We start from the raw sequence: 25,328 nt of genomic DNA, 5'->3' as shown, positions 1-25,328 counted from the left end.
CATAACCCCATGGCGGTCAGCTCAGCAGACCCGCATCCACCCAGTGCTGCAACTCGGCCAACACCCTCGTCTCGCGCACCATCCACTGGGGGCAGGGGCCAGCCAGCTGGGTCTTGTTGGTCTGCAGGGCCTCTTCCAGTGCGAACCAACCCGGGGTGAAACCAAGGCGTATCTCGTAGGGTTGGGGGCGCGGCTCGCTCCACGCCTCCCCCACCTGGCAGAGGTAATAGAAGGAGCGGATGCAGTAGGCGTCGTAGTCGGCCTCGCGGGCGGCGCGAAACTCCCGGGTCTGCCCGAGCAGCAGACCCACGGCCACCAGCTCGGCGCCGCACTCTTCCCGCAGCTCCCGGGCCAGGGCGGTACTGTGGCACTCCCCCGCCTCTATGCCGCCCCCGGGAAACATCAGATCCCCGTTGACGCGAGAGTGCACCAGCAGCAGTTCATCCCCGCGCATCACCACGGCCCTGACCGTGGTCCGCTCGAGCACCCGCCCCTCGCAGGGAACCTGACCATGGACGAGGCGGATGTCGAACGCATGGGCCCATTCACGGGCACTGGGTGGTAGCGGGATCATGGGGCCTGGTAGCTCCCTTCCCTGAGGGCGTCGACTATGGTGGCGGCCGCCTGATCCAGCCTCTCCTGCTGCTCCTTGCCGATAGCGTGGTAGATCCCGAGGCTGGTGGATGACACCTCGGGGGTCTCCTGAAACGACTCGCTCACCTTGCCCCACTGATAGGCCAGATCAAATGCTTTCTGCCCCATGTAGAGGGTGCTGAGGGCGGTGAGGATCCGGCTGTTGACCTTGTCCCCTTCCCCGTAGAGGGAGAGTGCATGGTGCATCAAGGCAATGGCCTTCTGGGGCTCGCTCTTGGCATAGATACCCCCCAGGGCCAGTTGCAGCTCCGGCTCCTCGAGGGCGGGGGTGCCTTCCAGCGCAAGGAAGCTGGCACGGGCCGCTGGATTGGTGTTGTTGGTCCAGTGCCAGAGCAGCAGATAGGGATCCCGGGAACCACGGGTCTGCGCATCCAGCTGCGCCAGCTGAGCGCCGGCGGCCAGCATGCCCTCCACCCTGGGGCTCTTCTGCTCGCGGGCCCGCTTGTATTCGATGTTGGTGGAGTGCTCGGCACACTGCAGATAACGCTCCAGGCCACGCATCAACTCGTACTGGCGTCTGTCCGTGCCCTCCTCCTGGAGGTAGTAACGGGCACGGATGACATCGCTGCGCTCATGGCGACACCAGCCGTCGTCCACCAGATCCTCACACAGAGTCGGGGATTGGGAGCAGATGTTGTGGATCCTGTCGTCGTCACAGGCCATCAGCGTCAGACAACAGGCGAGGGGGAGCAGTAACGGACGCTGTGAGAATAGGGTCATGGTTCACATCTGGTTGGTAACAATCGCAACCCGCACTGGCCACCGCCAACTAGCAAACAGGCTACATATCCATTACAATGCGCGCGCCGTATAAGGCCGCGACTGCAGAATAATATAACGAAACCGTCAGCCCTACACTGATCTGCATTCGACGAATGTCAATTTGCCCAGGCAACTTGCTTCAACAACGTGAAATAAAGGATCTGGTTAATGACCCACGAGCACTACTTGCAGGCGTGGCAGGAGAGCCAGGAGCTCGCCGAAGCCATGCAGCCCTTGATTGGTCGCCTCTACCGCCAGCAAGGGATAGAGATCACCCTCTACGGGCGCCCGCTGCAGAACGCCTCCACCATCGACATCCTCAAGGCCCACCGGGTCGTTCGCCGCCACCAGGGCGCCCCCCTCCCCATCCAGCAAAGCTTCCCCCTGCTCCAGGCCATGGTCGCCCTGAACCCGACCGCCGCCGAAGTGGACCTCGGCAAGCTGGCGGTGGGTTACTGGCAGGATCATCAGGATGAAGCCGGCATCGACGACTACCTGCGCGCCAAGCTGGCCCCGGCCCTGAACCGGGCCAGCGTGCCGGCACCGACCGACGTGGTGCTCTACGGCTTTGGCCGCATCGGCCGCCTGCTGGCCCGGCTGCTGATCGAGCGCACCGGCGCCGCCAACTCCCTGCGCCTGCGCGCCATCGTCGTGCGTGGCGGCCGCGAGGGGGATCTCGAGAAGCGGGCCAGCCTGCTGCGCCGCGACTCGGTGCACGGCCCCTTCAACGGCTCCATCGAGGTGGATAGTGATCGCAGCGCCATCATCGCCAACGGCACCTTCATCCAGGTGATCTACGCCAACAGCCCGGCCGACATCGACTACACCGCCTATGGCATCGACAATGCGCTGATCGTCGACAACACCGGGGTCTGGCGCGACGAGGCAGGCCTGTCCGAGCACCTCAAGGCGCGCGGTGCCGCCCGGGTGCTGCTGACCGCTCCCGGCAAGGGGGAGATGAAGAACGTGGTGTTCGGGGTCAACCACGAGGTGATAGGCCCGGATGACAAGATAGTCTCCGCCGCCTCCTGCACCACCAACGCCATCACCCCTGTGCTCAAGGTGATGCAGGACAAGTTCGGCATCCGCCACGGCCACGTGGAGACGGTGCACTCCTACACCAACGACCAGAACCTCATCGACAACTATCACAAGGGCGAGCGACGCGGTCGCAGCGCGGCCCTCAACATGGTGATGACCAGCACCGGCGCCGCCAAGGCGGTGGCCAAGGCGCTGCCGGAGCTCAAAGGCAAGCTGACCGGCAACGCAATCCGGGTGCCGACCCCCAACGTGTCCCTGGCCATCATCAACCTGAGCCTGGAACAAGCCACCGACAGAGAGAGCCTCAACGCCTATCTGCAGCAGATGGCCCTGAGCTCGGCCCTGCATCGCCAGATCGATTTCAGTGCCAGCACCGAGCTGGTCTCCTCCGACATGGTGGGTTCCCGCTTCGCGGGCATAGTGGACTCCCAGGCCACCATCGCCGAGGGGGATCACTGCGTGCTGTACGTGTGGTATGACAACGAGTTCGGGTACAGTTGTCAGGTAGTACGGGTAATGGAGCAGATGGCCGGCGTAGTCCGTCAGGATCTGCCCGCCTGATCCCTTCATGGCTCAATTTTCAAGGAGAGGCCGAATGTCGTTTCAACAGGTGATAGGGCAGATGCCCAAGGAAGTGTACGAGCGGCTCAAGACCGCGGTCGAGCTCGGCAAATGGCCGGATGGCCAGCCCCTCACCGACGAGCAGAAGGCCACCTCGCTGCAGGCCGTGATGACCTGGCAGGCGATGCACCTCGAGAATCCCGAGCATATGAACATAGGCAGTGACGGCGAGATCGTGATGAAGAGCAAGAGCGAGCTCAAACGCCAGTATCGCGATGAGGAAGAGATAGTCCGCATCGATCTCAGCCACTGAGCCTGACCCGCCCGCCACAACTAAAGAGGGGAGCCATTATGGCTCCCCTCTTTTTCCACTCTCCCCCATGGTGGGGAGGTCAGAAGCTGTTCACGACATGTAGCGAGAAGGCGTCAGCAAGGTGAAGAGCAGCGCAGGAACCGGAGCGTATAGATATACGTGAGGATTCCGAGCAGCACATGAGCCTTGATCACGGCTTCGCAGTAAGATCATGGGCAGTTTCTCAGGGCGTCAGCTCGCCGCGCAGGGACTGCTGCATCAGCTCACGGATACGCGGCGCCGGCAGATCCTGGCTCAACAGGAAGTGCAGCTTGGTGAGCGCCGCCTCCGCGGTCATGTCGAAGCCCGAGATGACCCCGGCCCGGGACAGCGCGTTGCCGGTGGCATAGCCTCCCATGTTGACCTTGCCGTGCAGGCACTGGCTCAGGTTGACGATGATGACGCCCCGAGCCGACGCCTCGGAGAGCAGCGCCAGCATAGCCGGGTTCTGCGGCGCGTTGCCCACCCCGAAGGAGAGCAGGATCAACGCCCGCACCGGTTGCTGCAGGATGTTGGCGATCACCTCCGCCGAGATGCCGGGATAGAGGGTCACCACGCCGATGGGCTGGGGGGTGATGTCGTGCAGCACCAGCGGTCGCTCGGACGGCACGCCCAGTTCCCCCGCTTCCAGGGAGATGGCGATACCGGCGTTGAGCAGCGGCGGGTAGTTCGGTGAATCGAAGGCGTGGAAGCCGTCTGCGTGCACCTTCTTGCTGCGGTTGCCGCGATAGAGCTGATTGTTGAAAAACAGCGTGACCTCGTGGATCGGGTAGTTAGCCGCGATATAGAGGGCATTGAGCAGGTTCTGCTGGCCGTCGGAGCGCAGCTCGGCGAGCGGGATCTGGGAGCCGGTGATGATGACCGGCTTGTGCAGATCCTCGAGCATGAAGGAGAGCGCAGACGCGGTGAACGACATGGTGTCGGTGCCGTGCAGGATCACGAAGCCGTCGTACTGCTCGTAGTTGTCACGAATGTCCTCGGCGATGCGCTGCCAGTCCGCCGGGGTCATGTCGGAGGAGTCGATGAGGGGGGCATATTCGTGAATATGATAATCCGGCATCTCGGGCCGGTGGAACTCGGGCATCCGCGCCAGACAATCTTCCATGAAACCCGCCATCGGCACATAACCGTGGTCAGAACGCTGCATCCCTATGGTGCCGCCCGTGTAGGCGATATAGATAGACTTCTTCACACCCTCTCCTCTCTCTGGACTGACAACCGGCAGACATTTAAAGGCTTAGCCGGTTCCTTCACTTCCTATTCCGGTGCCGCTCATGGGCGGGAAACTGGCGAATTATAGAGACTGCCGCTGCAAATGACAGCAGTCATTGTTGCGGGCCGGAGCACGCCCAGCGCGCAGTTTTAAATGCTAGGTTAATGCACTGTTTTGAGCATTAATATGATGAACATGGATATAAACGGTGATTTTTGCTACTATCCGGCGAATTTTTCATAAATGTCATCTGGATGCCTGATGAAATCGGGCTCGCATCGATCCCATTTTTACCTGGGACTGGGCCCGTGGCCCCCTCTTGAACTGGCGCCTGCGCCACACTGTTTCATCCCGGCTGAATCTGTGCGTCTTTCTCGCCAAAGACACAGCCGATCAACATGGGAGTACCGCATGATACAACTTGATTCCTACGCCACCCTGGTCGCCGCCACCCTGGTGCTGCTGCTCGGCCGTCTGCTGGTCAACCGGATTGGCCCCCTGCGCACCTTCAACATCCCCAAACCGGTGGCAGGCGGCCTGGTGGTCGCTCTGGTGCTGCTGCTGCTGCGCTCCACCATGCAGCTTGAACTGCAATTTGACACCACACTGCAAACCCCGCTGATGCTGGCCTTCTTCGCCTCCATCGGCCTCTCCGCCGATCTGGGCAGCCTCAAGCGCGGCGGCAAGGCGGTGATCACCTTCCTGCTGGTGGTCACCGGCCTGCTGCTGGTGCAAAACAGCCTGGGGGTCGGTCTGGCCACCCTGCTGGGTCTGGACCCCCACATGGGGCTGCTGGCCGGCTCCATCACCCTCTCCGGCGGCCACGGCACCGGCGCGGCCTGGGGCTCCATCTTCACCGAAAAGTACGGTGTGCAATCCGCCGCCGAGCTCGCCATCGCCTGCGCCACCTTCGGTCTGGTGCTGGGGGGACTGATCGGCGGTCCTGTCGCCCGCTACCTGGTGAAGAAGGTGCAGGTGCCCGGCGAGGAGCACAACCGGGACGGCGCCCCCCAAGGCTTCGAGATGCCGGACATGGAGCGACCGCTGACCACCTTCAGCGTGATCGAGACCCTGGCCCTCATTGCCATCAGCCTGAAGGGAGGCGAGATGCTCTCTCTCTACCTCAAGGGCAGCGCCCTGGAGCTCCCGGTCTTCGTCTGCGTGCTGTTCGTCGGCGTGCTGCTGCGCAACCTGCTGACCCTGCTGAACTGGCACGAGGTGAGTGATCGGGAAGTCTCCCTGCTCGGCAACGTCAGCCTGTCGCTCTTCCTCGCCATGGCGCTGATGAGCCTGAAGCTGTGGGATCTCGCCAGCCTGGCTCTGCCCATCTTCATCCTGCTGGCCGCCCAGACGGTGGCGATGGCGCTCTACGCCATCTTCGTCACCTTCAGGGTCATGGGCCGCAACTATGACGCGGCCGTGCTGGCGGCGGGCCACTGTGGCTTCGGTCTGGGGGCCACCCCCACCGCCATCGCCAACATGCAGGCCATCACCCAGCGCTTCGGCCCCTCCCACCTGGCGTTTCTGGTGGTGCCCATGGTGGGTGCCTTCTTCATCGACATCATCAATGCCGTGGTGATCAAGCTGTTCCTGGCTCTGCCCTTCCTGTAATTCCCGTCCTCTCAGACGCAATATGCGCAAGAACCCTCAGTCCGGAGGATTCTGGTGACCAAAGCCCCCTCTTTTTGCAAAGAGGGGGCTTTTTGCTCAATAGGAGTCAGACAGCGACCGCATTGATCACCTTCCACTACTATTGGCATACGACGTAGTCAATGCGAGGTGGTGCGGTGAGACTCAATAGTCTGCGCAATAAAGTGTCTCTCTATCTTCTGCTGCTGATCTCATGCGCAGCAGCCATCAGTTATGGCGTCAGCACGGCTGTACTCTCTGCCAATACCCGGATTTTAAACGAGCATAATCAGCAAGCAGCCCTGGATCGTGCACAGCAGTACATTCAATCCATGCAGAAAAGCCTCATGGTCAGCACACGGGACTATGCCGAATGGCGAGACTCCATTCGCTTCATCAATGGCAGCTTGCCCACTTATCTCGACGAGAACTTCAACGCGGGAACACTGGATAACCTCAATGCCCACTTTGTACTGTTCATCAGACCGGATCACTCGCTCTATCGTGTCATCGGTAGAGGGGGGGCAACCTACGTAACCTTGGGCGACTCCCACCCCATCTGGTCCAAAGCGCAAGACTATCTCTCTCACTACTGGTCATCACAACACACGCGGGGATACACACTGAACGGCTGGTATCAAGAGCACCCCATCCTGCTAGCGGTTCATCCTGTTCAAGACCCTGATGCCACCAACCCGCACGTGGAGGGCTGGATAGCCATGATCCGCCAACTTGATGGGACAGACGTGCAACAGATCCGGGACATGACCAAGCTGGACATCGAGTTTCTCCGAGATACAGGGGAGGCCCCTCTTGCCGAGCAGCGCGCTCTGCCAGACAGTGAAAATGCCCATCGCCTCATACTGCACGTCCCCCCGGATCACCAATTGCTGACACAACAGCGGCTCAGCAATCGCATGCTACTCATCAACTCAACACTGCTCCTGATCGCCGCCGGCCTGGGCACTATTACCATTTATGAACGCATGGTGATGCGTCGGCTCACCACTTTTACCCGCCTGGCCGAGCAATACAGCAGCTTGCAGCCCACAAGCAAACATTGGCCTTTATCGGGTAGTCCCGAGTTCGATACCCTGGCCAGGGCGCTCAATAGCATGGTGGAACAGCTCCGACTCTCGGAGCAGGCCCTCTACAACGAGGCCAGACGCGATGGACTGACCCAATTGGGCAACCGGAAATTGTTGAGCGAGCAGCTCAATCAGCATCCCTGCCTGCGCGCCAAACATGACCGTGGCCGCATTGCCTTGCTGATGATCGATCTGGACGATTTCAAGACCCTCAATGACAGTCTGGGGCACGAGACAGGGGATCAGGTCTTGCTAACCATCGCAGGGCGTCTCAAGCAGGCTATTCGTGGTGAAGACATGCTGTTTCGCATAGGTGGTGACGAATTTGCCATCATCACCAAGATGGTCAGAGAGGAAGAGGGGGCCATTTCGCTCGCCGAACGGCTGATGCTGACTATATCCGGCCAGCAAATCGAGCAGGGGGGACGAAAAATCCAGGTCGGTGCCTCTATCGGAATTGCCTACGATGATGGCGCCATGGGCGCAGATGAGCTCATCCGAAACGCCGACTTGGCCATGTATGATGCCAAGCAGGCGGGCAAACATTGCTACCGTTGTTATCGAGAGATCTTGCATCATCAGCTTTCACAGCGCATGCAGCTGGAACAAGCGCTGCGGGAAGGGTTGCAACTGCGACAATTTGAGGTCTGGTATCAACCCATCATGGATGTGGAAAGTGACCGCGTCGCCATGGTGGAAACCCTGTGCCGCTGGCCCACCCCAACGGGGTTCTGCCCCCCCAGTGTATTTATCCCTCTGGCAGAACAGGCCGAGCTGATTATCCCACTGGGCAAGTGGATTGCCGACCAGGCGATGGGAACGCTGCATGAACTGAGATACGCCTACCCCGACCTGAACATCAATATCAATCTGTCGGTACTGCAATTGATGGAGCCAGATCTGGTGACACAACTCACCGAGCTGGCCGATCGTCATCAGTTGCCAAGAAGCGCGATCCATTTTGAACTAACGGAGAGTCTGTTTGCCGAAAATCACGGTCGCTTGGAAGATCAACTGCTGGCACTGACTCAAGCAGGATTCAAAATCCATCTTGATGACTTTGGCACCGGTTACTCCTCCCTGGAACGATTGCTATCTCTGCCTATCGATGCGATCAAACTGGACTACAGCTTCACCCAGACGCTGCTGAAGGGGGATGAAAGACTCGTCAAAGCGGTGCTTTTACTGGGACGTGAACTTGACATGCCAGTCATTGCAGAAGGCGTCGAGACCGAGGAGATGCGTATACAACTCTACCAATTGGGGTGCCATTTGATGCAAGGCTACCTGTTTGCGCATCCCATGAACAAAACCGATCTGACTCAATGGCTTGAACTCAAAGCTGGCACAGCGCCCACCGGATTGGCAGAGACCTGTAGCCAAGTGAATTCATTCACTCGCTGACGTTCCCAGGCGAACATGCCAGAGGGAGATCGCCTGGCGCAATTGACGTTTCGGCGCAAGCAGCGTTGACGACATACCAACAGCCCCTGACGAACAAGCCCCGCGCTCTCTCGAGTGCGGGGCTTGTTTATGTCAGCTCGAACAGGCTGCGACTGGCGTCTTACAGGATAAAGGTCGACACCTGCTGGTTCAGATTGGTGGCGCGCCCCTTGAGGTTGTGCGCCTGATCGAGGTCGCGCATGGCGGAGGCGGTGATCTCGTCGCTCACATCCTTGATGGCGGTGGTGTTCTGGGTGATCTCACCGGTCACCTGGGTCTGCTCCTCGGCGGCAGTGGCGATCTGACCCGCCATGTCGGAGATAAGCGAGACCGCCTGGGTGATCTCTTCGAGTGCGGCGGCGGCGGCATCGGCGTCCTTCACGCTGTTGTCGGCCAAGCCCTGGCTGGTCTGCATCAGGCTGACCGCACGGGCCGTGGTCTGCTGCAGGGTCTCTATGGTGGACTGGATCTCCTGGGTGGAGTCCTGGGTACGGCGCGACAGCACCCTCACCTCGTCCGCCACCACGGCGAAACCGCGACCCTGTTCACCGGCACGGGCCGCTTCGATGGCCGCGTTCAGCGCCAGCAGGTTGGTCTGCTCGGCGATGCCCTGGATGGTGGAGAGAATGCCGGAGATGGCCTGGGCGTGACGGCTCAACTCGCCGATAACGCCGGTGGCCTGACCCACCTCCTCGGCCAGGTTGTTGATGGACTGGCGGGTCTGGTTCACCAGCATCTTGCCCTGCTCGCTGCTCTGGGCGGATTGCTGGGCGGCGGCGGCGGTGTTCTCGGCGTTGCCGGCGATCTCCATGGTGGCGCTCGCCATCTCGGTGACCGCAGTGGCAACCATGGTCACCTCCTGCTGCTGGCGCTGCAGCTCTTCCACCGCGGCCTGGTTGGTTACCAGACTGCGCTCCGCATCGGCGTTCAGCTCGTTGGCAAGCTGGCGGATGTTGCCGATCAGCTGGTGCTGGCTGCCGACGAAACGGTTGAAGCTGTTGGCCAGCTGGCCCACCTCGTCATTGGCGTCGATCTTGATGCGCTGGGTCAGATCGCCGTTACCGTCGGCGATGCGGGCCAGAGCCTGGGAAACCTTGCCGAGCGGGCCCAGCAGCAGGCTGACCAGCCAGGAGATGGCGATGATGCTGCCCACCAGTACCAGCAGGGCCAGGCCGAGCTGGGTCATCAGCAGGGAGGAGAGCGGCGCCTCCAGGGTGGCCTTGTCCAGCACCAGCACCAGCTCCCAGTCGGTGTTCGGGATGTCCGTCGCCCACAGCAGCTTGTCGCGGCCTTCGTTGTCAAAATAGACGGGGAGCAGGCTGTTGCTGCTCTTACTCTGCTCGATCAGGGCATTGGAGATATCATTGTCGATCTCGCTGGCAGGCTTCATCGCCTTGGCCGCATCTTTGTAGGCGATGACGGTGCCATCCTTGTGCATCAGGATGGCGAAGCCGTCCGCCGGCAGGGCCATCTTGGTGACATCCTCCACCAGGGAGGCGATGGAGAGGTCGCCGCCGACCACGCCGCCCTGGGCCGGTTGAGCCAGGGTCACAACCATGACGTTGTAGGCCACGTCCAGATAGGGTTTGGTGACGATCATGCCGCCCTTGGCCATGGCTTCCTGATACCAGCCACGAGAGCGGGGATCGTAACCGTCACGATTGATGGAGGGATCCGAGTCATTCATCTTGCCGCCGCCCTCACCGAAGTAGGTGAGCTGGAAGCGGCCGGACACCTGGGCCTGTTGCAGGGCGTTGAGGGGCTCGGGGCCGGCCTTGTTGCCAAGGGCCTGGATCACGTCGCGACGGGCGGCGAGCCAGTCACTGACACTGGCGGCCTGCTGGCTGCCGAGGCGCTGCACCTGTTCCTGACTGCCTTGCAGCAACAGGGACTTCTGGCTGCTGTAGCTCTGCCAGGAGAGCAGCAGGATCACCAGGGAGAGGGCGATCACCACAGACAACAGTATCTTCTGCTTGAGTGATAGGTTTTTCATCATGCTTTCTTCTTGTGGGGTCAGGAACAGGATTACTCGAAAAGTGCGCGGCACTCCATGTTGTTGTTAGCGGCCAAGGCGCACGAAACTGAAGCCGAAAATGGGGTGACTGACGATATTTTCCGCAAGAATGCACAAAACGACATCCGAAATCGGTGACAGAAGGCGGCCAGGGCCAGCCAACCCTGTTTATTCCTTCCGCAATTGGCTAGAATATCCCGTTTTTAAATCACATCGACCCCGAGAGTTTTCACGATGTTTGAAGTCAATCCTGTATTAAACAAGCTTAAGGAGCTGTCTGAGAGGACCGAGCTGCTTAGGGGGTACCTTTGACTATGACGCCAAGAAAGAGCGTCTAGAAGAGGTCAATGCCGAGCTGGAACAGCCGGATGTCTGGAATGAGCCGGAACGCGCACAGGCGCTGGGCAAGGAACGCGTGTCGCTGGACAATGTGGTCAGCACCATAGACGTCTTGACACAAGGTGCTGAGGACGTCGAGATGCTGGTCAGCCTGGCGGTCGAGGGCGAAGACGAGGAGACCTTCAACGAGGCCGTCGCCGAAGCCGATCAGCTGGAAGCCAAGCTGGTGGATCTCGAGTTCCGTCGCATGTTCTCCGGCCAGCACGACGGCTCCGACTGCTACATCGATATCCAGTCCGGCTCCGGCGGCACCGAGGCCCAGGACTGGGCCAACATGGTGCTGCGCATGTACCTGCGCTGGGGTGATGCCCACGGCTACAAGCCCGAGCTCATCGAATGCTCCGAGGGTGACGTGGCCGGCATCAAGTCCGCCACCGTCAAGTTCACCGGCGAGTATGCCTTCGGCTGGCTGCGCACCGAAACCGGCGTGCATCGTCTGGTTCGCAAGTCGCCGTTCGACTCCGGCGGCCGTCGCCACACCTCGTTCTGCTCCGTCTTCGTCTATCCCGAGATCGATGATGACATCGAGATCGAGATCAACCCGGCGGATCTGCGCATCGACGTCTACCGCGCCTCCGGTGCCGGTGGTCAGCACGTCAACCGGACCGAGTCCGCGGTGCGTATCACCCACGTCCCGACCGGGGTCGTGGTGCAGTGCCAGAACGACCGTTCCCAGCACAAGAACAAAGATCAGTGTATGAAGCAGCTGAAGGCCAAGCTCTACGAGCTGGAAATTCAGAAGCAGAACGCCGAGAAGCAAGCCCTCGAAGAGACCAAGTCCGACATCGGCTGGGGCAGCCAGATCCGCTCCTACGTACTGGATGACTCCCGTATCAAGGATCTGCGTACCGGCGTCGAGACCCGCAATACCCAATCGGTACTCGACGGCGACTTGGACAAGTTTATCGAAGCCAGCCTGAAATCAGGCCTGTAAACAGAGCAGCAGGAATCACCATGTCTGAACAAACCACTACTCCGGAAGTCGACCAGACTCTCGAACTGAACAACGAGATGACTGAGCGTCGCTCCAAGCTGGCCGCCTTGCGCGCCCAGGGCAACCCTTTCCCCAACGACTTCCGTCGTGACAGCCTGTCCGGCGATCTGCACGCCGAGTTTGGCGACAAGAGCGCCGACGAGCTGGTGGCCTTGAATAAACGGGTGAAGATTGCCGGTCGTATCATGACCCGCCGGATCATGGGCAAGGCTTCCTTCGCGACCCTGCAGGACATGGCTGGCAAGATCCAGATCTACGTGACCCGTGACGACCTGCCGGAAGGCTTCTACAACGAGCAGTTCAAGAAGTGGGATCTGGGGGACATCGTCGGTGTCGAAGGGACGCTGTTCCGCACCAACACCGGCGAGCTCTCCGTCCATGTGGGCGAAATCCGCCTGCTGACCAAGGCACTGCGTCCGCTGCCCGAGAAGCACAAGGGCCTGACCGATCAGGAAGCCCGCTGCCGCCAGCGCTACCTGGATCTGATCGCCAACGAAGAGTCCCGCAAGACCTTCATGATCCGCACCCAGGTGGTGGCCGGCATCCGCAAGTTCTTCAACGAGAAGCGCTTCATGGAAGTGGAAACCCCCATGATGCAGGTCATCCCGGGTGGTGCCTCCGCGCGTCCGTTCGTTACCCACCACAATGCGCTGGACATCGACATGTACCTGCGTATCGCCCCCGAGCTCTATCTGAAGCGTCTGGTGGTGGGTGGTTTCGAGCGTGTCTACGAGATCAACCGTAACTTCCGTAACGAAGGGATCTCGGTGCGTCACAACCCCGAGTTCACCATGATCGAGTTCTACATGGCCTATGCCGATTACATCGATCTGATGGATCTCACCGAGGAGCTGCTGCGCACCCTGGCCCAGGACATCCTGGGTGACACCAAGATCCGTTACGCCAAAGAGGGCGAAGAGGGTCTGACCATCGACTTCGGTCAGCCGTTCCAGCGCCTCACCATGGTCGAGTCCATCCTGAAGTTCAACCCGGATGTGACCAAGGACGATCTGGCCACCCTGGAGAGCGCCACCGCCGTCGCCAAGCGTCTGCACATCGAGCTGATGAAGGGCTGGGAGCTGGGCCACGTGATCACCGCCATCTTCGAAGAGACCGTTGAGCACATGCTGCTGCAACCGACCTTCATCACCGAGTACCCGGCTGCCGTCTCTCCGCTGGCCCGCCGCAACGACGTGAACCCGGACGTGACCGATCGCTTCGAATTCTTCATCGGTGGCCGCGAGCTGGCCAACGGCTTCTCCGAGCTGAACGATGCAGAAGATCAGGCCAAGCGCTTCCAGGATCAGGTGAACCAGAAAGAAGCGGGCGACGACGAAGCCATGTTCTACGACGCCGACTTCGTCACCGCGCTGGAACACGGCCTGCCGCCGACTGCCGGTCAGGGTATTGGTATCGACCGTCTGGTGATGCTGTTCACCAACAGCCACACCATCCGCGACGTCATCCTGTTCCCGGCCCTGCGTCCGCAACAGAAATAAGCCTGCCGCTCGGCCAGCCCGAGCGCGCCAGCAATAAAACGCCCCGCAACTGCGGGGCGTTTTTTATGGCGAAGACAACAACCGGCTTGCGGCTTATGGGCAGGGCGGCAGCAGCCACTCCCCCTGCCACAGGGTCAGCGCCTGACCCGACATCCACACCCTGTCTCCCTGCAACTCGAGCACAAGCTCCCCGCCCCGCGCGGAGATCTGGCGCGCCCTCAGTTGCGTCCTGCCGAGGCGCTCGGCCCAGAAGGGCACCAAGGCGCAGTGGTTGGAGCCGGTCACCGGATCCTCCTCCACCCCGACCCAGGGGGCGAAATAGCGAGAAACAAAGTCATGGTCCGGATCCCTCGACGGCGCCGTCACCATCAGGCCACGACCGGGCAAGGCCCGCAGGGCGTGGAAGTCCGGCTTGAGGGCCTGCACCTCCTGCTCGCTGCCGAGCACCAGCAGGAACTTGGCGCCAGCGGCCAGGGTCTGCAGCGGTGTGCAGCCGAGGGCCTCGGCATAAGCGGGATCCAGTGTCAGTGGAGCAAGGGGGGTACGCGGAAAGTCGAGCCGGATCCACTCCCCCTCGGCGCGGGCCTCCAGCAGGCCACTGCGGGTCTCGAAGCGCAGCGTCTGGGAGCGGGCCACCTCCCCGGTTTGCCACAGCACATGGGCCGCCGCCAGGGTACCGTGACCGCAGAGATCCACCTCGACCGTCGGGGTAAACCAGCGCAGCCGATAGTGCGCCTCCCCCAGGGGGCTGAGGAAGGCGGTCTCCGACAGGTTGAACTCCGCCGCCATGGCCTGCAGCTCGGCATCGCTGCGCTCGGGCCCCAATACGACGATGGCGGGGTTGCCCCCGAAGGGGTGCTGGCTGAAGGCATTGACATGAAACAGTCTGGACATCGGCAGATCCTGAGAGGCAGAAAGGGACTCAATATTGCGATTTTTATACCACAGCCGGGGAGTCGCTGAGGCGGATTTCGGCTTTATAAATTCATAAATCGCATAAAGAAGATATTTTTATTCTTTGTTGTTATTCATTGCACCCCTTAACCTGACCAAAAATCAGACCATGGAAGACGTGTGTGATGCAATTGACAGCCCCAATACCCAACATAAGCCCGCTCTCTGACGAACAGCAGCGCCAACTGAATCAGGTCTTGTCGACCCTCAACACCCAGCAACTCGCCTGGGTGAGCGGTTATCTCTACGGCCTCTCCCAGTCAGGCATCCAGAGCGTCGCCACCAGCGCCGCCGTGGCCGCCCCCAGTGGCAGCCTGACCATTCTCTACGGCTCCCAGACCGGCAACGCCAAGGGTGTCGCCAGCGCCATCCAGGCGCAGGCGAAGGCCCACGGCCTGCCGGTGACACTGATCTCGATGGCGGACTACAAACCCAAGCAGCTCAAGAAAGAGAGCCATCTGCTGGTGGTAGTGAGCACTTACGGGGAGGGTGAACCGCCGGAGAGCGCGGTCGATCTGTTCGAGCAGCTCAAGAAGGGCAAGATTGGCAAACTCGAGGGCCTCAAGTTCGCTGTGCTGGGGCTGGGTGACAGCTCCTATGAATTCTTCTGCCAGACCGGCAAGGACTTCGACGACTTCCTGTCAAAAGCCGGGGCCGAGCGCATTCATGAACTCGCGAGCCTGGACGTGGACTACCAGGAAGCGGCCAGTGCCTGGGGCGAACAGGCAGTCAATGCCGTCGCCGCCACCCTCTCTGCCGGGGCCGCGACAGCCAGCGTAGCGGGCTCGGTGCAGCAAGCCGTCGGCCATAGCCAGTATCACAAGGAGAACCCCTTCCCGGCACGGCTCTCGGTCAATCAGAAGATCACCGGCCGTGACTCCACCAAGGATATCCGCCATATCGAGATCAACCTGGAAGAGTCCGGCATCACTTATCAGCCGGGGGATGCGCTGGGCATCTGGTTCGACAACGACGCCGATCTCGTGGGGGAAGTGCTGGCCCTGACCGGCCTCTCCGGCGATGAAGCCACCGCCCAGGGCCCGCTGCGCGCGGCCCTGACCCACCACTTCGAGCTGACCCGCTTGCACGGCGGTTTCATCACAGGACTCGCTGACATATCGGGCAACGCGGCACTGAAAGACCTGGCCGGCGACAAGGCTCAGGTCAACGCCCTGGTGGCCAGCGCCCAGGTGGTGGATGTGCTGAAACGCTTCCCCGCCACACTCACTGCAGAGCAGCTTGTCAAACTGCTGCGCCCGCTGACCCCTCGCCTCTACTCCATTGCCTCAGCCCAAAGCGAGGTAGAGGAAGAGGTGCACCTGACCGTGGGCGTGGTGCGCTACCCGCAGGAAGATGGCACAGTGCGCAGTGGCGGCGCCTCCTCCTATCTGGCGGACCGCCTGGCCGAGGACGCCGAGGTCAGGGTGTTCGTGGAGCACAACGACAACTTCCGCCTGCCCGCCAACCCTGACACCCCCGTCATCATGGTGGGTCCGGGCACCGGCATTGCGCCGTTCCGCGCCTTTATGCAGGAGCGGGAAGCTCAGGGTGCCGAGGGCAAGAACTGGCTCTTCTTCGGCAACCCCCACTTCACCCAGGACTTCCTCTATCAGGTGGAGTGGCAGCGTTATGTGAAATCCGGCCTGCTGTCGAAGATCTCCCTGGCCTTCAGCCGGGATCAGGCCAACAAGATCTATGTGCAGGACCGCCTGCGCGAAGCCGGGCTTGAGCTCTACCAGTGGCTGGAAGCAGGCGCTCACTTCTATGTGTGTGGCGACGCCAACCACATGGCGAAGGATGTGCAGGAAGCCCTGCTGGATGTGATTAGCGATCATGGCCACAAGAGCCGTGAAGAAGCAGAAGAGTATTTGAGCGAATTGCGTCGTGCCAAACGTTATCAAAGGGATGTCTACTGATGAGCAAGCAACCAATCTCGAAGCAAGCAGCAGGACCGGTTGAAGGGCCACTGTCCGACAACGAACGCCTCAAACGCGAAAGCAACTTCCTGCGCGGCACCATAGCCGAGGATCTGCAGGATCCCCTCACCGGTGGCTTCAATGGCGACAACTTCCAGCTGATCCGCTTCCACGGCATGTATCAGCAGGATGACAGAGACATCCGCCCGGAGCGCACCGCCCAGAAGCTGGAGCCGCTGCACAACGTCATGCTGCGTGCCCGTCTGCCGGGCGGCATCATCACCCCGGCCCAGTGGCAGGTGATCGACAAGTTCGCCGAGGATCACAGCCTGTACGGCAGCATCCGCCTGACCACCCGCCAGACCTTCCAGTTCCACGGGGTATTGAAGCGCGACATCAAGCTGATGCACCAGACCCTCAACAGTACCGGCATCGACTCCATAGCCACCGCGGGCGACGTGAACCGCAACGTGCTCTGCACCAGCAACCCGGTGGAATCCGAGCTGCACCAGGAGGCCTACGAGTGGGCCAAGAAGATCTCCGAGCACCTGCTGCCCAAGACCCGCGCCTACGTGGAGATCTGGCTGGACGGCGAGAAGCTGGGGGGTGACGAGGAGCCGATCCTGGGTTCCAACTACCTGCCGCGCAAATTCAAGACGACCGTGGTGATCCCGCCCCACAACGACGTGGATATCCACGCCAACGATCTCAACTTCGTGGCCATCAGTGATCACGGCAAGTTGGTGGGCTTCAACGTGCTGGTGGGCGGGGGTCTGGCCATGACTCACGGCGACACCACCACCTACCCGCGCAAGGCGAGCGATTTCGGCTTCATCCCGCTCTCCCACGTGCTGGAGGTGGCGGCCGCCGTGGTCAGCACCCAGCGCGACTGGGGCAACCGGGTCAACCGCAAGAACGCCAAGACCAAGTACACCCTCGAGCGCGTCGGGGTGGAGGCCTTCAAGGCCGAGGTGGAGAGCCGCGCCGGCATCCAGTTTGGCGAGGTGCGCCCCTATGAGTTCACCAGCCGTGGCGATCGTTTCGGCTGGGTGGAGGGGATAGACGGCAAGCACCACCTGACCCTGTTTATCGAGAACGGCCGCCTGCTGGACTTCCCGGGCAAGCCCCTCAAGACCGGCATGCTGGAAATCGCCAAGATCCACCAGGGGGACTTCCGTCTCACCGCCAACCAGAACCTCATCATCGCGGGCGTCCCCGCCGGTGAAAAGGCCCGCATCGAAGCCCTGGCGCGCCAGTACGGCCTGCTGGACGACGGCGTGAGCGAGCAGCGCAAGCAGTCCATGGCTTGCGTGGCCCTGCCCACCTGCCCGCTGGCGATGGCCGAGGCCGAGCGCATGCTGCCGGCCTTCGTCACCGACATCGAAGCCTTGCTGACAAAACACGGTCTGGCGGATGACGCCATCATCTTCCGGGTCACCGGCTGCCCCAACGGCTGCGGCCGCGCCATGCTGGCGGAAGTGGGTCTGGTGGGCAAGGCGCCGGGCCGCTACAACCTGCACCTGGGGGGCAACCTCGAAGGGACCCGCATCCCTCGCCTGCACCTGGAGAACATCACGGAGCCGCAGATCCTGGCCGAGCTGGATGCCCTGATCGGCCGCTGGGCCAAGGAGCGCGACGGGAACGAGTGCTTCGGCGACTTCGTGATCCGGGTTGGGGTGGTTGCGCCCGTTATCGACTCCGCGAGGGACTTCTATGCAGCCTGAACTGACTGAAAGCGGGCGGTTGACACTGACCGCCGATGGCAGGCTCGACCTCGATGCCCTGCTGGCCCTCGGCCGCGAGGAGCAGACCGAGGCGCTGGCCCCTCTCAACCGGGAGCTGGACGCCATGAGCGCCCCCGAGCGGGTGCGCTGGGCGCTGGCGAACCTGCCGGGGGAACACGTGCTGTCGTCGAGCTTCGGCATCCAGGCGGCGCTGATGCTGCACCTGATGAGCCGCGAGCGGGCCGATGTGCCCGTAGTGCTGACCGATACCGGTTATCTCTTCCCGGAGACCTACCACTTCATCGACGAGTTGACCGAGCGCCTCGCCCTCAACCTCAAGATCTACCGGGCCGAGCTCACGCCGGCCTGGCAGGAGGCCCGCTTCGGCCTCTTGTGGGAGCAGGGAGTGGAGGGGATCACCCGCTACAACCAGCTCAACAAGGTGGAGCCGATGGACAGGGCGCTGCGGGAGCTTGGCGCCCGCACCTGGTTCTCCGGCCTGCGCCGGGAGCAGGCGGGCAGTCGCGGCAAGCTGCCGGTGCTGGCCATACAGCGCGGCCGCTTCAAGTTCTTGCCGGTGATCGACTGGAGCAACAAGGACGTCTTCTACTACTTCAAGGAGCACGACCTGCCCTACCATCCCCTGTGGGAGCAGGGCTACCTCTCGGTGGGCGACGTCCACACCACCACCAAGTGGGAACCGGGCATGAGCGAGGAGCAGACCCGCTTCTTCGGCCTCAAGCGTGAATGCGGCCTGCACGAAGAGAACGGCGAGCACGACGGTTCCGGCATCTGATCCCGGGAGCAAGCGGCTGACCATCAAAAACGCCCGGCAATAGCCGGGCGTTTTGCTTGCTGACATCGGCGGACCCTGCCGAGGCTTGATTTAGCCCGCAGACTGCTCTTTCGCTGCGGCGGCGCGCGCCTGGGTCAGCCAGTCATTGACCAGGGCCTCGTGTCCCTTGAGCCAGGCATCGGCGTGACGCTCCACATCCGCCGGCTTGTTCTGTCCCTTGTTCATCAGGCCGTTCTGGATGTTGATGTCATTGAGGGGCAGCTTGACGATGGAGAAGAGCTTGGCGGCCGCCGGGTTGGCCTCGGCAAACTGCTTGTTGGCGACTATGTGCATGGTGTTCACCGCAAAGCCGTAGTTCTTGCCGTTCGGCAGCCGGGTCTTGTCCCCATCTGGGGCATCGGCGGGCACCTCCAGCCACACCACATCCTTGCCCGGCACCAGCTCGCTGCTGAGCCAGTAGGGCGTCCAGGTGTAGTAGAGCACCGGCTTGCCGGCCTGATAACGGGCCAGGGTATCGGCGATCAGGGCCGCGTAGTTGCCCTGCTTGTGGGTCACCGTGGGGGTCAGGCCGAACTCGTCCAGATGATGGTTGATGGCTCCCTCACAGCCCCAGCCCGGGTTGCAGCCCACCAGATCGGCCTTGCCGTCGCCATCGCCGTCAAACAGCGCCGCCAGCTTGGGGTCCTTGAGCTGGCCCAGGTTGGTGATGCCGTATTGGGCAGCGGTCTTCTTGTCGATGAGGTACCCCTGGGCGGCACCGGCCACATAGGTGCCCTGACGGAAGAACACCTTGTCACCCCCTGCCTGCTCGTACTTGTTGTCCTGCAGCGGTATCCAGTTGAAGGCGAGGAAGGTGCCGTCCCCCTGCGCCACCGAGGCGTAGGCCACGTTGTAGTCCACCTCCTGGGCGGGCTGCACCTCATAACCGAGGCGCCCCATCAGCTTGCTGACCAGCAGGCTCTGGAAGGCCTCCTCCGGCAAGGAGCTCTGCAGGGGCTGCACCTTGACCCCCTCCCCTGGCAACTCGGCGCTGGCCATGGCGAGCGGACTCAGCAGTTGGGTACTCAGCAGCAATGTGCCCAGGGTCAATCCTTTGGTGATCTCTCTCATGCGTTTACTCCTTTGTAATCGATTTTCTTGTCACGACCGGCCAGACGCAGCAGCAGGGCGGCGGGGCCACGTTGATACCAGCGGCCGGTACGGGTGCGATCCGGCTGTCCCATCGCTTGGGTGAGGCGATCCAGTACTATGGCCAGCAGCACTATGCCGAGGCCGCCGATGGAGGCGAGCCCCATATCGAGCCGACCTATACCGCGCAGCACCATCTGGCCAAGGCCCCCGACCGCTATCATGGAGGCGATCACCACCATGGAGAGCGCCAGCATCAGGGTCTGGTTGACCCCGGCCATGATGGTGGGCATGGCGAGCGGCAGTTGAACCTTGAACAGCAACTGGGAGGGGCTGGCACCGAACGAGTGGGCCGCCTCCACCAGATCGGTGGGCACCTGACGAATACCCAGCATGGTGAGCCGGATCATGGGGGGCAGGGCGAAGATGACGGTCACCACCACCCCGGGCACGTTGCCTATGCCAAACAGCATGACGATGGGGATGAGGTAGACAAAGGCCGGGGTGGTCTGCATGGCATCCAGCAGCGGCCTAGTCCAGGTGGAGAGCCGCTCGCTACGGGCCAGCAATATGCCCACCGGCAAGCCTATCAGCACGCAGAAGAACAGCGAGGTCAGTACCAGGGCGAGGGTCACCATGGCATCGGACCAGGCCCCGATAAGGCCGATCCCAACAAGGGAGGCGAGCGTGCCGAGCGCCATGCGGCCGCCCACCAGCTGCCAGGCGATCAGGGTCAGGAACCCCATCATCAGGGTGGAGGGCACTGTCTGCAGCAGCTGGGTCATGGCCCCCAGCGCCAGCTCCACGGGGGCGCGGATCAGCTGGAACACAGGCCGCAGGTTCTCCACCAGCCAGCCGATGCCCCCCTCGACCCAGGTATCCAGCGGCACCATGGCCTGCTGGAAGGGATCCAGCCAGTCGACGGCGGCACTGTCATCGACAGCTGCAATCTGGCTCTGCCAGTCTGCCGCCTCCGTGGCCGTACTGCCCCAGGGATCCTCGGCTGTCGTAGTGGTGGTCGCAGCTCCCCAGGGATCGGCCTGCGCCTCGTCGGCCCAGGTGGGAGTGCTGGTCAATAGCAACAGCGCCAGCAAGCCGGTCAGCAGACGGTTAAAGGGGTTGAGATTCATACCGGTGTACTCCTGTCCAGGGTGTTGAGCAGATTGGCCTTGGAGATGAGTCCCAGATAGGTGCCATCCTCCTCGACCACGGGCACCTGACAGGGTGCGGCGGCCACTTGGCTGATGAGTTCATTGAGGGAGGTGTCCGCCAGAATGGGTTGGATGTCCGCCAGCAGCGCCTGCTCCAGGCTCCCCTTGTCACGGACCGCCCGGCCGAGCGACTCCACCGAGACGACCCCGAGGAAGCGGCGGCTGCGATCCACCACATAGCCGTACTCCCGCTCCAGCTCCTTGAGCTGGCGCAGGGCGTTGCCCGGTCCGTCCGTGGTGTGCTTCTTGATGAGGGGCGTCTGCTTGCGGCTGGCCACATCTCGGGCACTGAAGACGTTGGCGAGATCCACCCCACGAAAGAAGGCGCGCACATAGTCGTTGGCGGGCTGGTTCAGGATCTCGTCCGGGGTGCCCACCTGCACCAGCTGGCCATCCTGCATGATGGCGATGCGATCGCCGATACGCATCGCCTCGTCCAGATCGTGGGAGATGAAGACTATGGTGCGCTGCTGGCTCGCCTGCAGCTTGAGCAGCTCGTCCTGCATCTCGGTGCGGATCAGCGGATCCAGCGCCGAAAAGGCCTCGTCCATCAGCAAGATATCGGGGTCATTGGCGAGCGCCCGGGCCAGACCGACCCGCTGCTTCATGCCGCCGGAGAGGGCATCGGGGAAGGCGTCAATCCACTGACCCAATCCCACCTGATTCAGCGCCTGACGGGCACTCTGCTGGCGCTCCGCCAGCGGCACCCCAGCCAGCTCCAGACCGAAGGCGGTATTCTCCAGCACGCTCAGGTGTGGCATCAGGGCGAAGGACTGGAACACCATGCTGATCTTCTTGCGGCGCACCTGGCGCAGCTCGCGCTCCGAGATGGCGGCTATGTCCTCGCCGTCGATCAGCACCTGGCCACGGGTCGGCTCTATCAGCCGGTTGAATAGGCGCACCAGGGTGGATTTGCCCGAGCCGGAGAGGCCCATCACCACGAAGATCTCCCCTTCGTGGATGACCAGATTGACATCCTGGACCCCCAGGGTCTGCCCGGTCTTTTGCAGGATGCTGGCGCGGTCGTGCCCTTTCGCCAGCAACTTGAACGCTTTTTCCGGCTGATCGCCGAAGATTTTGTAGAGTGATTTAACCTCGAGTTTGACTGTCATATTGTCCTTTTTTCATGGTCGACGACTTGCAAGGCAAACCGTCGAACGCGAGCCAACTACTTTTAACACTAAGTAATTTTGGGGCCTAATAAAAGAACCATAAGAGTCTCAACGAAGTTATATAATCATAACTCATTGATATTAAATGATTATTTTTAACATAAAAAACCATCTAAATGTGACATAACAGCATATGCTCGACAATGAAATGCAAACAAATTCAATTAAAATGCCGAATTCATTGAGAAACAGGCTTGATTCAGGGGCAGGATACGAGGAAATAACTGCACTTATCTTCGAAGGGCTAGTTTGATTAGATAACTAATTATTTTAGGAAGGTGGACAAGAAAAGAGCTGATCAAGCGACGCTGTATAAATACCTCCATTCACCGCGCCAGGAGCAGCCAACAAAAAGGCCCCTTGCGCAGCGCAGGGGGCCTTTCATCTACCACGGCAATACGCTGTCGTCAGCGCCTCTGCCAGGTCTCGAAACAGTAGGGATGAGGGTTTTTCTCATCAGCCTCATGAGGCTCGCGTTCAACGCAATGCCACTCTCCCTCATCGAAGGCGGGGAAGCGGGTATCCCCTGCCACCGCCAGATCGATCCGGGTTAGATAGAGGCTATCGGCCCGGGGCAACAGCTGACCATAGAGATGGCCGCCGCCGATCACCATCAGCTCATCTGGCGCCTCGGCCTCAGATAAGGTGGCCAATACCTCGTCGATGGATGAAAAAACCTCTATGCCTGATGCTTTGAATCCTGGGTTACGGCTAATGATCAGGTTTCGGCGCCCGGGCAAGGGCCGACCGATGGACTCGAAGGTCTTACGCCCCATCAGTACCGGCTTGCCCAGGGTGACCCGCTTGAAGTGGGCCAGATCCGCCGGCAGGTGCCAGGGCATCTGGTTGTCCAGACCGATCACACGATCGTGGGCCATGGCGGCAATCATGGAGATTTTCATGGTGTCAGCCTCTCACACAACCATTCATATTATGGGCCGGTTACGGTACACGACCAGGGAGGGTATCGCCAGCCCGAAGCTCAATGCGCCTACTATAAAGATAGCCTTCAAGCCGTTCTCCACCGCGCTCTGGATAAGCTCCATGGTCACCCCGGAGATGTTGAGCTCCACTATGGCTATCATCGCCTTGAAGGCATAGCTGCCGGGGATCATGGGGATGATGGAGGCGACGCTGAACACCGGACGCGGCGCCAGCAACCGGCGCGACCAGTAGACGCAGACAAAGCCGACCGTGGTCGCCGCCGCCAGGGTGGCCCACTCGATGGGCATGCCGTAATGGATGAGCAGGGTACGCAGACTGTGGGCCAGGGCGCCGCCCATGGCGCAATACTTCAACATCCGTGGCGGCACGTTGAACAGCATGGCAAAGCCCACCGCCGGAATGGCAGACCAGAAGGCATCCTTGGCCAGCAGCCAGATCAAATCCATCATACCTTCCACCCCCAGATGCCGGTCACCGACATGGCGAGAATAATCCCTATCGCCGCGCTGATGGTCAGCAGGGTCGCCGTGCCCCAGCGGGCCAGCCCCATGTTGAAGTAACCTTTCACCATGTCGGAGACCGCGTTGATCAGCGGAAAACCGGGCACCAGCAAGAGTACGCTGGCGGCCATGGCGAGATAAGGCTGCTCGCCCCAGCCAAAGAAGGTGGCGCTGGAGGCGAGCAATGTGGCGATGAAGCCGGTCACGGCGAAATTGATGAGGGGGCTATGGTGGTGGCGAGCCATCAGCTGGCGAACCCGCATGGCGACCGAGGCCGAGAGGCAGGTCACCATGAAAATGGGCCAGTCACCGCCGAACAGCAGGCTGAAGGCGCCGCAGGAGAGCCCCACCATGGGCATCACCAGCCAGGGGTGGTAGTGAAACGGTACTATGCCGTCGAGCCGCTGACGCACCTCGCGCGCGCCGATCAGCGCCTTTTCAGCCATGATGCAGATACGCTGGATCTCGCACACCACCTGCATGTTGATGCCATGCTCGCGCACCCGCCGGGTGGTGGTGACACAACTGCCCTGATAGAGGCTGGTCAGCACGATGGCGCTGGAGGAGATGGCCATCTCGACGCTCTCCAGCCCCAGTGCCAGGCCAAGCCGAACCGTGGTCTGCTCTATGATGCGGCTCTCGGCTCCGAACTGGGCCAGCATCTGACCCGCCTTGACGATGATCCGGGTGATTTCCGTCTGCTGCTCCCGCGACAGCTCCCTTCCTGGTGTGATGCTGCTCATGATCCCTTTGAGTGTTAGCAAGGTGGAATATGCCGTGATATTACCCCAACCCTTATATTCCTTCATCTATATCTGCTGATTTACCTGATCACTATGTTATTCAACTTGTACCACAGGTCCATTTGCAGCAAATAAAAAACAAACCACCCAGCTTATTAACATTGGATGGTTTGAACTGAATGAAATATTGGGAAATAACGAGACTGGATGCCTGCCAACGCATTATTTATCCTTCACACGCTCTACCAGCCAGATCACATTGTTCGGCGGCACAATCTCTTCGCTCTCCTCCTGAGACGCCTCCTGCAGGTGAACGATGTGGCGGCGCATGGCATGAACGGATTCGTGCATCATGTTGGCGATCCGGATGCAGCTGTCCAGATTGTTCCTGGCGAGACGACGCTGACAGTCGATGCGAAACTGCAGGCCTCGCAACCGCCGTTGCTGCTCCGGCCCCACCTGCGCGATCAGTGCCTCTATCTGCTGGTGCAGCAAGGCATCGAGCCGCTCCGGCTCGGCCAGGGCCCAGTGTTTCAGCGTATCAAAATCCGGCATCTCCATATCCCCTCCTCAGGGCGAGATCGTGAACA

The 25,328-nt window shown here is 61.2% G+C and carries 21 protein-coding genes; 9 read left to right on the top strand and 12 right to left on the bottom strand.

Annotation, left to right across the window (positions count from 1 at the left end; translation table 11 throughout):
- Positions 1-16 precede the first annotated feature (16 nt).
- Positions 17-574, bottom strand: a complete 558-nt coding sequence (locus BN1127_RS05270) for an NUDIX domain-containing protein (protein WP_042648760.1) — start codon at positions 572-574, stop codon at positions 17-19.
- The gene (locus BN1127_RS05265) at positions 571-1,374 is read right to left on the bottom strand and encodes a DUF2989 domain-containing protein (RefSeq protein ID WP_042648759.1); all 804 of its coding nucleotides are present in this window, start codon (positions 1,372-1,374) and stop codon (positions 571-573) included. The genes BN1127_RS05270 and BN1127_RS05265 overlap by 4 nt, the downstream gene beginning before the upstream one ends.
- Before the next feature lie 210 nt (positions 1,375-1,584).
- Between BN1127_RS05265 and BN1127_RS05260 the strand changes: the two genes are divergently transcribed.
- Together BN1127_RS05260 and BN1127_RS05255 are read left to right on the top strand one after the other, a co-directional pair.
- Complete coding sequence (locus BN1127_RS05260; protein ID WP_042648758.1) at positions 1,585-3,018, top strand: glyceraldehyde-3-phosphate dehydrogenase; 1,434 nt, start codon at positions 1,585-1,587, stop codon at positions 3,016-3,018.
- A gap of 34 nt (positions 3,019-3,052) precedes the next feature.
- Entirely contained in the window at positions 3,053-3,331 is a 279-nt protein-coding gene (locus BN1127_RS05255) for a YeaC family protein (RefSeq protein WP_042648757.1), read from the top strand.
- Positions 3,332-3,554: 223 nt separating this feature from the next.
- Here BN1127_RS05255 and ansA read toward each other — a convergent pair whose 3' ends face one another.
- On the bottom strand, positions 3,555-4,562 hold the full coding sequence (gene ansA / locus BN1127_RS05250) for an asparaginase (protein WP_042648756.1): 1,008 nt from the start codon (positions 4,560-4,562) through the stop codon (positions 3,555-3,557).
- Positions 4,563-4,994: 432 nt separating this feature from the next.
- Here ansA and gltS point away from each other — a divergent pair, with 432 nt between their 5' ends.
- Together gltS and BN1127_RS05240 are read left to right on the top strand one after the other, a co-directional pair.
- On the top strand, positions 4,995-6,194 hold the full coding sequence (gltS, locus tag BN1127_RS05245) for a sodium/glutamate symporter (protein WP_005326527.1): 1,200 nt from the start codon (positions 4,995-4,997) through the stop codon (positions 6,192-6,194).
- A gap of 176 nt (positions 6,195-6,370) precedes the next feature.
- A complete protein-coding gene (locus BN1127_RS05240) occupies positions 6,371-8,704 on the top strand; it encodes a bifunctional diguanylate cyclase/phosphodiesterase (RefSeq protein ID WP_171268608.1) in 2,334 nt (777 codons plus the stop codon).
- 160 nt (positions 8,705-8,864) lie between these two features.
- Here the strand turns inward: BN1127_RS05240 and BN1127_RS05235 are convergent, their stop codons facing one another.
- Positions 8,865-10,736, bottom strand: coding sequence for a methyl-accepting chemotaxis protein (locus tag BN1127_RS05235; RefSeq protein ID WP_042648803.1), 1,872 nt, complete (start codon positions 10,734-10,736; stop codon positions 8,865-8,867).
- Positions 10,737-10,991: 255 nt separating this feature from the next.
- Here BN1127_RS05235 and prfB point away from each other — a divergent pair.
- Both prfB and lysS read left to right on the top strand, forming a co-directional pair.
- A protein-coding gene (gene prfB / locus BN1127_RS05230; protein ID WP_152565378.1) for a peptide chain release factor 2 occupies positions 10,992-12,090 on the top strand; the annotation gives its coding sequence in 2 pieces (ribosomal slippage) (positions 10,992-11,066 and positions 11,068-12,090; 1,098 coding nt in all).
- A gap of 20 nt (positions 12,091-12,110) precedes the next feature.
- Positions 12,111-13,649 (top strand): lysine--tRNA ligase, encoded by a 1,539-nt coding sequence (gene lysS / locus BN1127_RS05225; RefSeq protein ID WP_005326517.1) that lies wholly within the window; start codon positions 12,111-12,113, stop codon positions 13,647-13,649.
- A gap of 93 nt (positions 13,650-13,742) precedes the next feature.
- On the opposite strand, the gene BN1127_RS05220 is transcribed toward lysS, so the two are convergent.
- A complete protein-coding gene (locus BN1127_RS05220; RefSeq protein ID WP_005326514.1) occupies positions 13,743-14,543 on the bottom strand; it encodes a PhzF family phenazine biosynthesis protein in 801 nt (266 codons plus the stop codon).
- Between the two features lie 185 nt (positions 14,544-14,728).
- Here BN1127_RS05220 and BN1127_RS05215 point away from each other — a divergent pair, with 185 nt between their 5' ends.
- Genes BN1127_RS05215 through BN1127_RS05205 form a run of 3 tightly spaced genes read left to right on the top strand, consistent with a single transcriptional unit; the run spans position 14,729 to position 19,039 of the window.
- Positions 14,729-16,519, top strand: a complete 1,791-nt coding sequence (locus tag BN1127_RS05215) for an assimilatory sulfite reductase (NADPH) flavoprotein subunit (protein WP_042648754.1) — start codon at positions 14,729-14,731, stop codon at positions 16,517-16,519.
- The gene (cysI, locus tag BN1127_RS05210) at positions 16,519-18,243 is read left to right on the top strand and encodes an assimilatory sulfite reductase (NADPH) hemoprotein subunit (RefSeq protein WP_042648753.1); all 1,725 of its coding nucleotides are present in this window, start codon (positions 16,519-16,521) and stop codon (positions 18,241-18,243) included. Before BN1127_RS05215 ends, cysI begins: the two co-directional genes overlap by 1 nt.
- Entirely contained in the window at positions 18,233-19,039 is an 807-nt protein-coding gene (locus BN1127_RS05205; RefSeq protein WP_042648752.1) for a phosphoadenylyl-sulfate reductase, read from the top strand. The genes cysI and BN1127_RS05205 overlap by 11 nt, the downstream gene beginning before the upstream one ends.
- A gap of 90 nt (positions 19,040-19,129) precedes the next feature.
- Here the strand turns inward: BN1127_RS05205 and proX are convergent, their stop codons facing one another.
- From proX to BN1127_RS05170, 7 genes are all read right to left on the bottom strand, one after another.
- On the bottom strand, positions 19,130-20,149 hold the full coding sequence (gene proX / locus BN1127_RS05200) for a glycine betaine/L-proline ABC transporter substrate-binding protein ProX (protein WP_042648751.1): 1,020 nt from the start codon (positions 20,147-20,149) through the stop codon (positions 19,130-19,132).
- Entirely contained in the window at positions 20,146-21,297 is a 1,152-nt protein-coding gene (gene proW / locus BN1127_RS05195) for a glycine betaine/L-proline ABC transporter permease ProW (RefSeq protein WP_042648750.1), read from the bottom strand. The genes proX and proW overlap by 4 nt, the downstream gene beginning before the upstream one ends.
- Positions 21,294-22,490, bottom strand: a complete 1,197-nt coding sequence (gene proV, locus BN1127_RS05190) for a glycine betaine/L-proline ABC transporter ATP-binding protein ProV (RefSeq protein WP_042648749.1) — start codon at positions 22,488-22,490, stop codon at positions 21,294-21,296. Before proV ends, proW begins: the two co-directional genes overlap by 4 nt.
- 467 nt (positions 22,491-22,957) lie before the next feature.
- A complete protein-coding gene (folA, locus tag BN1127_RS05185) occupies positions 22,958-23,452 on the bottom strand; it encodes a type 3 dihydrofolate reductase (protein WP_042648748.1) in 495 nt (164 codons plus the stop codon).
- A 24-nt stretch (positions 23,453-23,476) separates the two neighbouring features.
- On the bottom strand, positions 23,477-23,944 hold the full coding sequence (locus BN1127_RS05180; RefSeq protein WP_041205157.1) for a threonine/serine exporter family protein: 468 nt from the start codon (positions 23,942-23,944) through the stop codon (positions 23,477-23,479).
- Positions 23,941-24,738: a threonine/serine exporter family protein gene (locus BN1127_RS05175; protein ID WP_042648747.1), complete on the bottom strand. Its 798-nt coding sequence runs from the start codon at positions 24,736-24,738 to the stop codon at positions 23,941-23,943. Before BN1127_RS05175 ends, BN1127_RS05180 begins: the two co-directional genes overlap by 4 nt.
- Before the next feature lie 222 nt (positions 24,739-24,960).
- Positions 24,961-25,299 carry a DUF3135 domain-containing protein gene (locus tag BN1127_RS05170; protein ID WP_042648746.1) on the bottom strand — a complete coding sequence of 113 codons (339 nt, stop codon included), beginning with the start codon at positions 25,297-25,299 and terminating at the stop codon, positions 24,961-24,963.
- Positions 25,300-25,328: the final 29 nt, after the last annotated feature.

It is taken from the genome of Aeromonas media, assembly GCF_000819985.1.
GTDB classification, from domain to species: Bacteria; Pseudomonadota; Gammaproteobacteria; order Enterobacterales; family Aeromonadaceae; genus Aeromonas; species Aeromonas media.
The sequence above is the reverse complement of the archived record's forward strand: the minus strand, read 5'-3'. Positions and strand labels throughout refer to the sequence as shown.

Bases quoted from the DNA above. Each gene is read 5' to 3' on its own strand.
- BN1127_RS05270 (WP_042648760.1), bottom strand. From the start codon at position 574: ATGATCCCGCTACCACCCAGTGCCCGTGAATGGGCCCATGCGTTCGAC.
- BN1127_RS05265 (WP_042648759.1), bottom strand. From the start codon at position 1,374: ATGACCCTATTCTCACAGCGTCCGTTACTGCTCCCCCTCGCCTGTTGT.
- BN1127_RS05260 (WP_042648758.1), top strand. From the start codon at position 1,585: ATGACCCACGAGCACTACTTGCAGGCGTGGCAGGAGAGCCAGGAGCTC.
- BN1127_RS05255 (WP_042648757.1), top strand. From the start codon at position 3,053: ATGTCGTTTCAACAGGTGATAGGGCAGATGCCCAAGGAAGTGTACGAG.
- gltS (WP_005326527.1), top strand. From the start codon at position 4,995: ATGATACAACTTGATTCCTACGCCACCCTGGTCGCCGCCACCCTGGTG.
- BN1127_RS05235 (WP_042648803.1), bottom strand. From the start codon at position 10,736: ATGAAAAACCTATCACTCAAGCAGAAGATACTGTTGTCTGTGGTGATC.
- lysS (WP_005326517.1), top strand. From the start codon at position 12,111: ATGTCTGAACAAACCACTACTCCGGAAGTCGACCAGACTCTCGAACTG.
- BN1127_RS05220 (WP_005326514.1), bottom strand. From the start codon at position 14,543: ATGTCCAGACTGTTTCATGTCAATGCCTTCAGCCAGCACCCCTTCGGG.
- BN1127_RS05215 (WP_042648754.1), top strand. From the start codon at position 14,729: ATGCAATTGACAGCCCCAATACCCAACATAAGCCCGCTCTCTGACGAA.
- cysI (WP_042648753.1), top strand. From the start codon at position 16,519: ATGAGCAAGCAACCAATCTCGAAGCAAGCAGCAGGACCGGTTGAAGGG.
- BN1127_RS05205 (WP_042648752.1), top strand. From the start codon at position 18,233: ATGCAGCCTGAACTGACTGAAAGCGGGCGGTTGACACTGACCGCCGAT.
- proX (WP_042648751.1), bottom strand. From the start codon at position 20,149: ATGAGAGAGATCACCAAAGGATTGACCCTGGGCACATTGCTGCTGAGT.
- proW (WP_042648750.1), bottom strand. From the start codon at position 21,297: ATGAATCTCAACCCCTTTAACCGTCTGCTGACCGGCTTGCTGGCGCTG.
- proV (WP_042648749.1), bottom strand. From the start codon at position 22,490: ATGACAGTCAAACTCGAGGTTAAATCACTCTACAAAATCTTCGGCGAT.
- folA (WP_042648748.1), bottom strand. From the start codon at position 23,452: ATGAAAATCTCCATGATTGCCGCCATGGCCCACGATCGTGTGATCGGT.
- BN1127_RS05180 (WP_041205157.1), bottom strand. From the start codon at position 23,944: ATGATGGATTTGATCTGGCTGCTGGCCAAGGATGCCTTCTGGTCTGCC.
- BN1127_RS05175 (WP_042648747.1), bottom strand. From the start codon at position 24,738: ATGAGCAGCATCACACCAGGAAGGGAGCTGTCGCGGGAGCAGCAGACG.
- BN1127_RS05170 (WP_042648746.1), bottom strand. From the start codon at position 25,299: ATGGAGATGCCGGATTTTGATACGCTGAAACACTGGGCCCTGGCCGAG.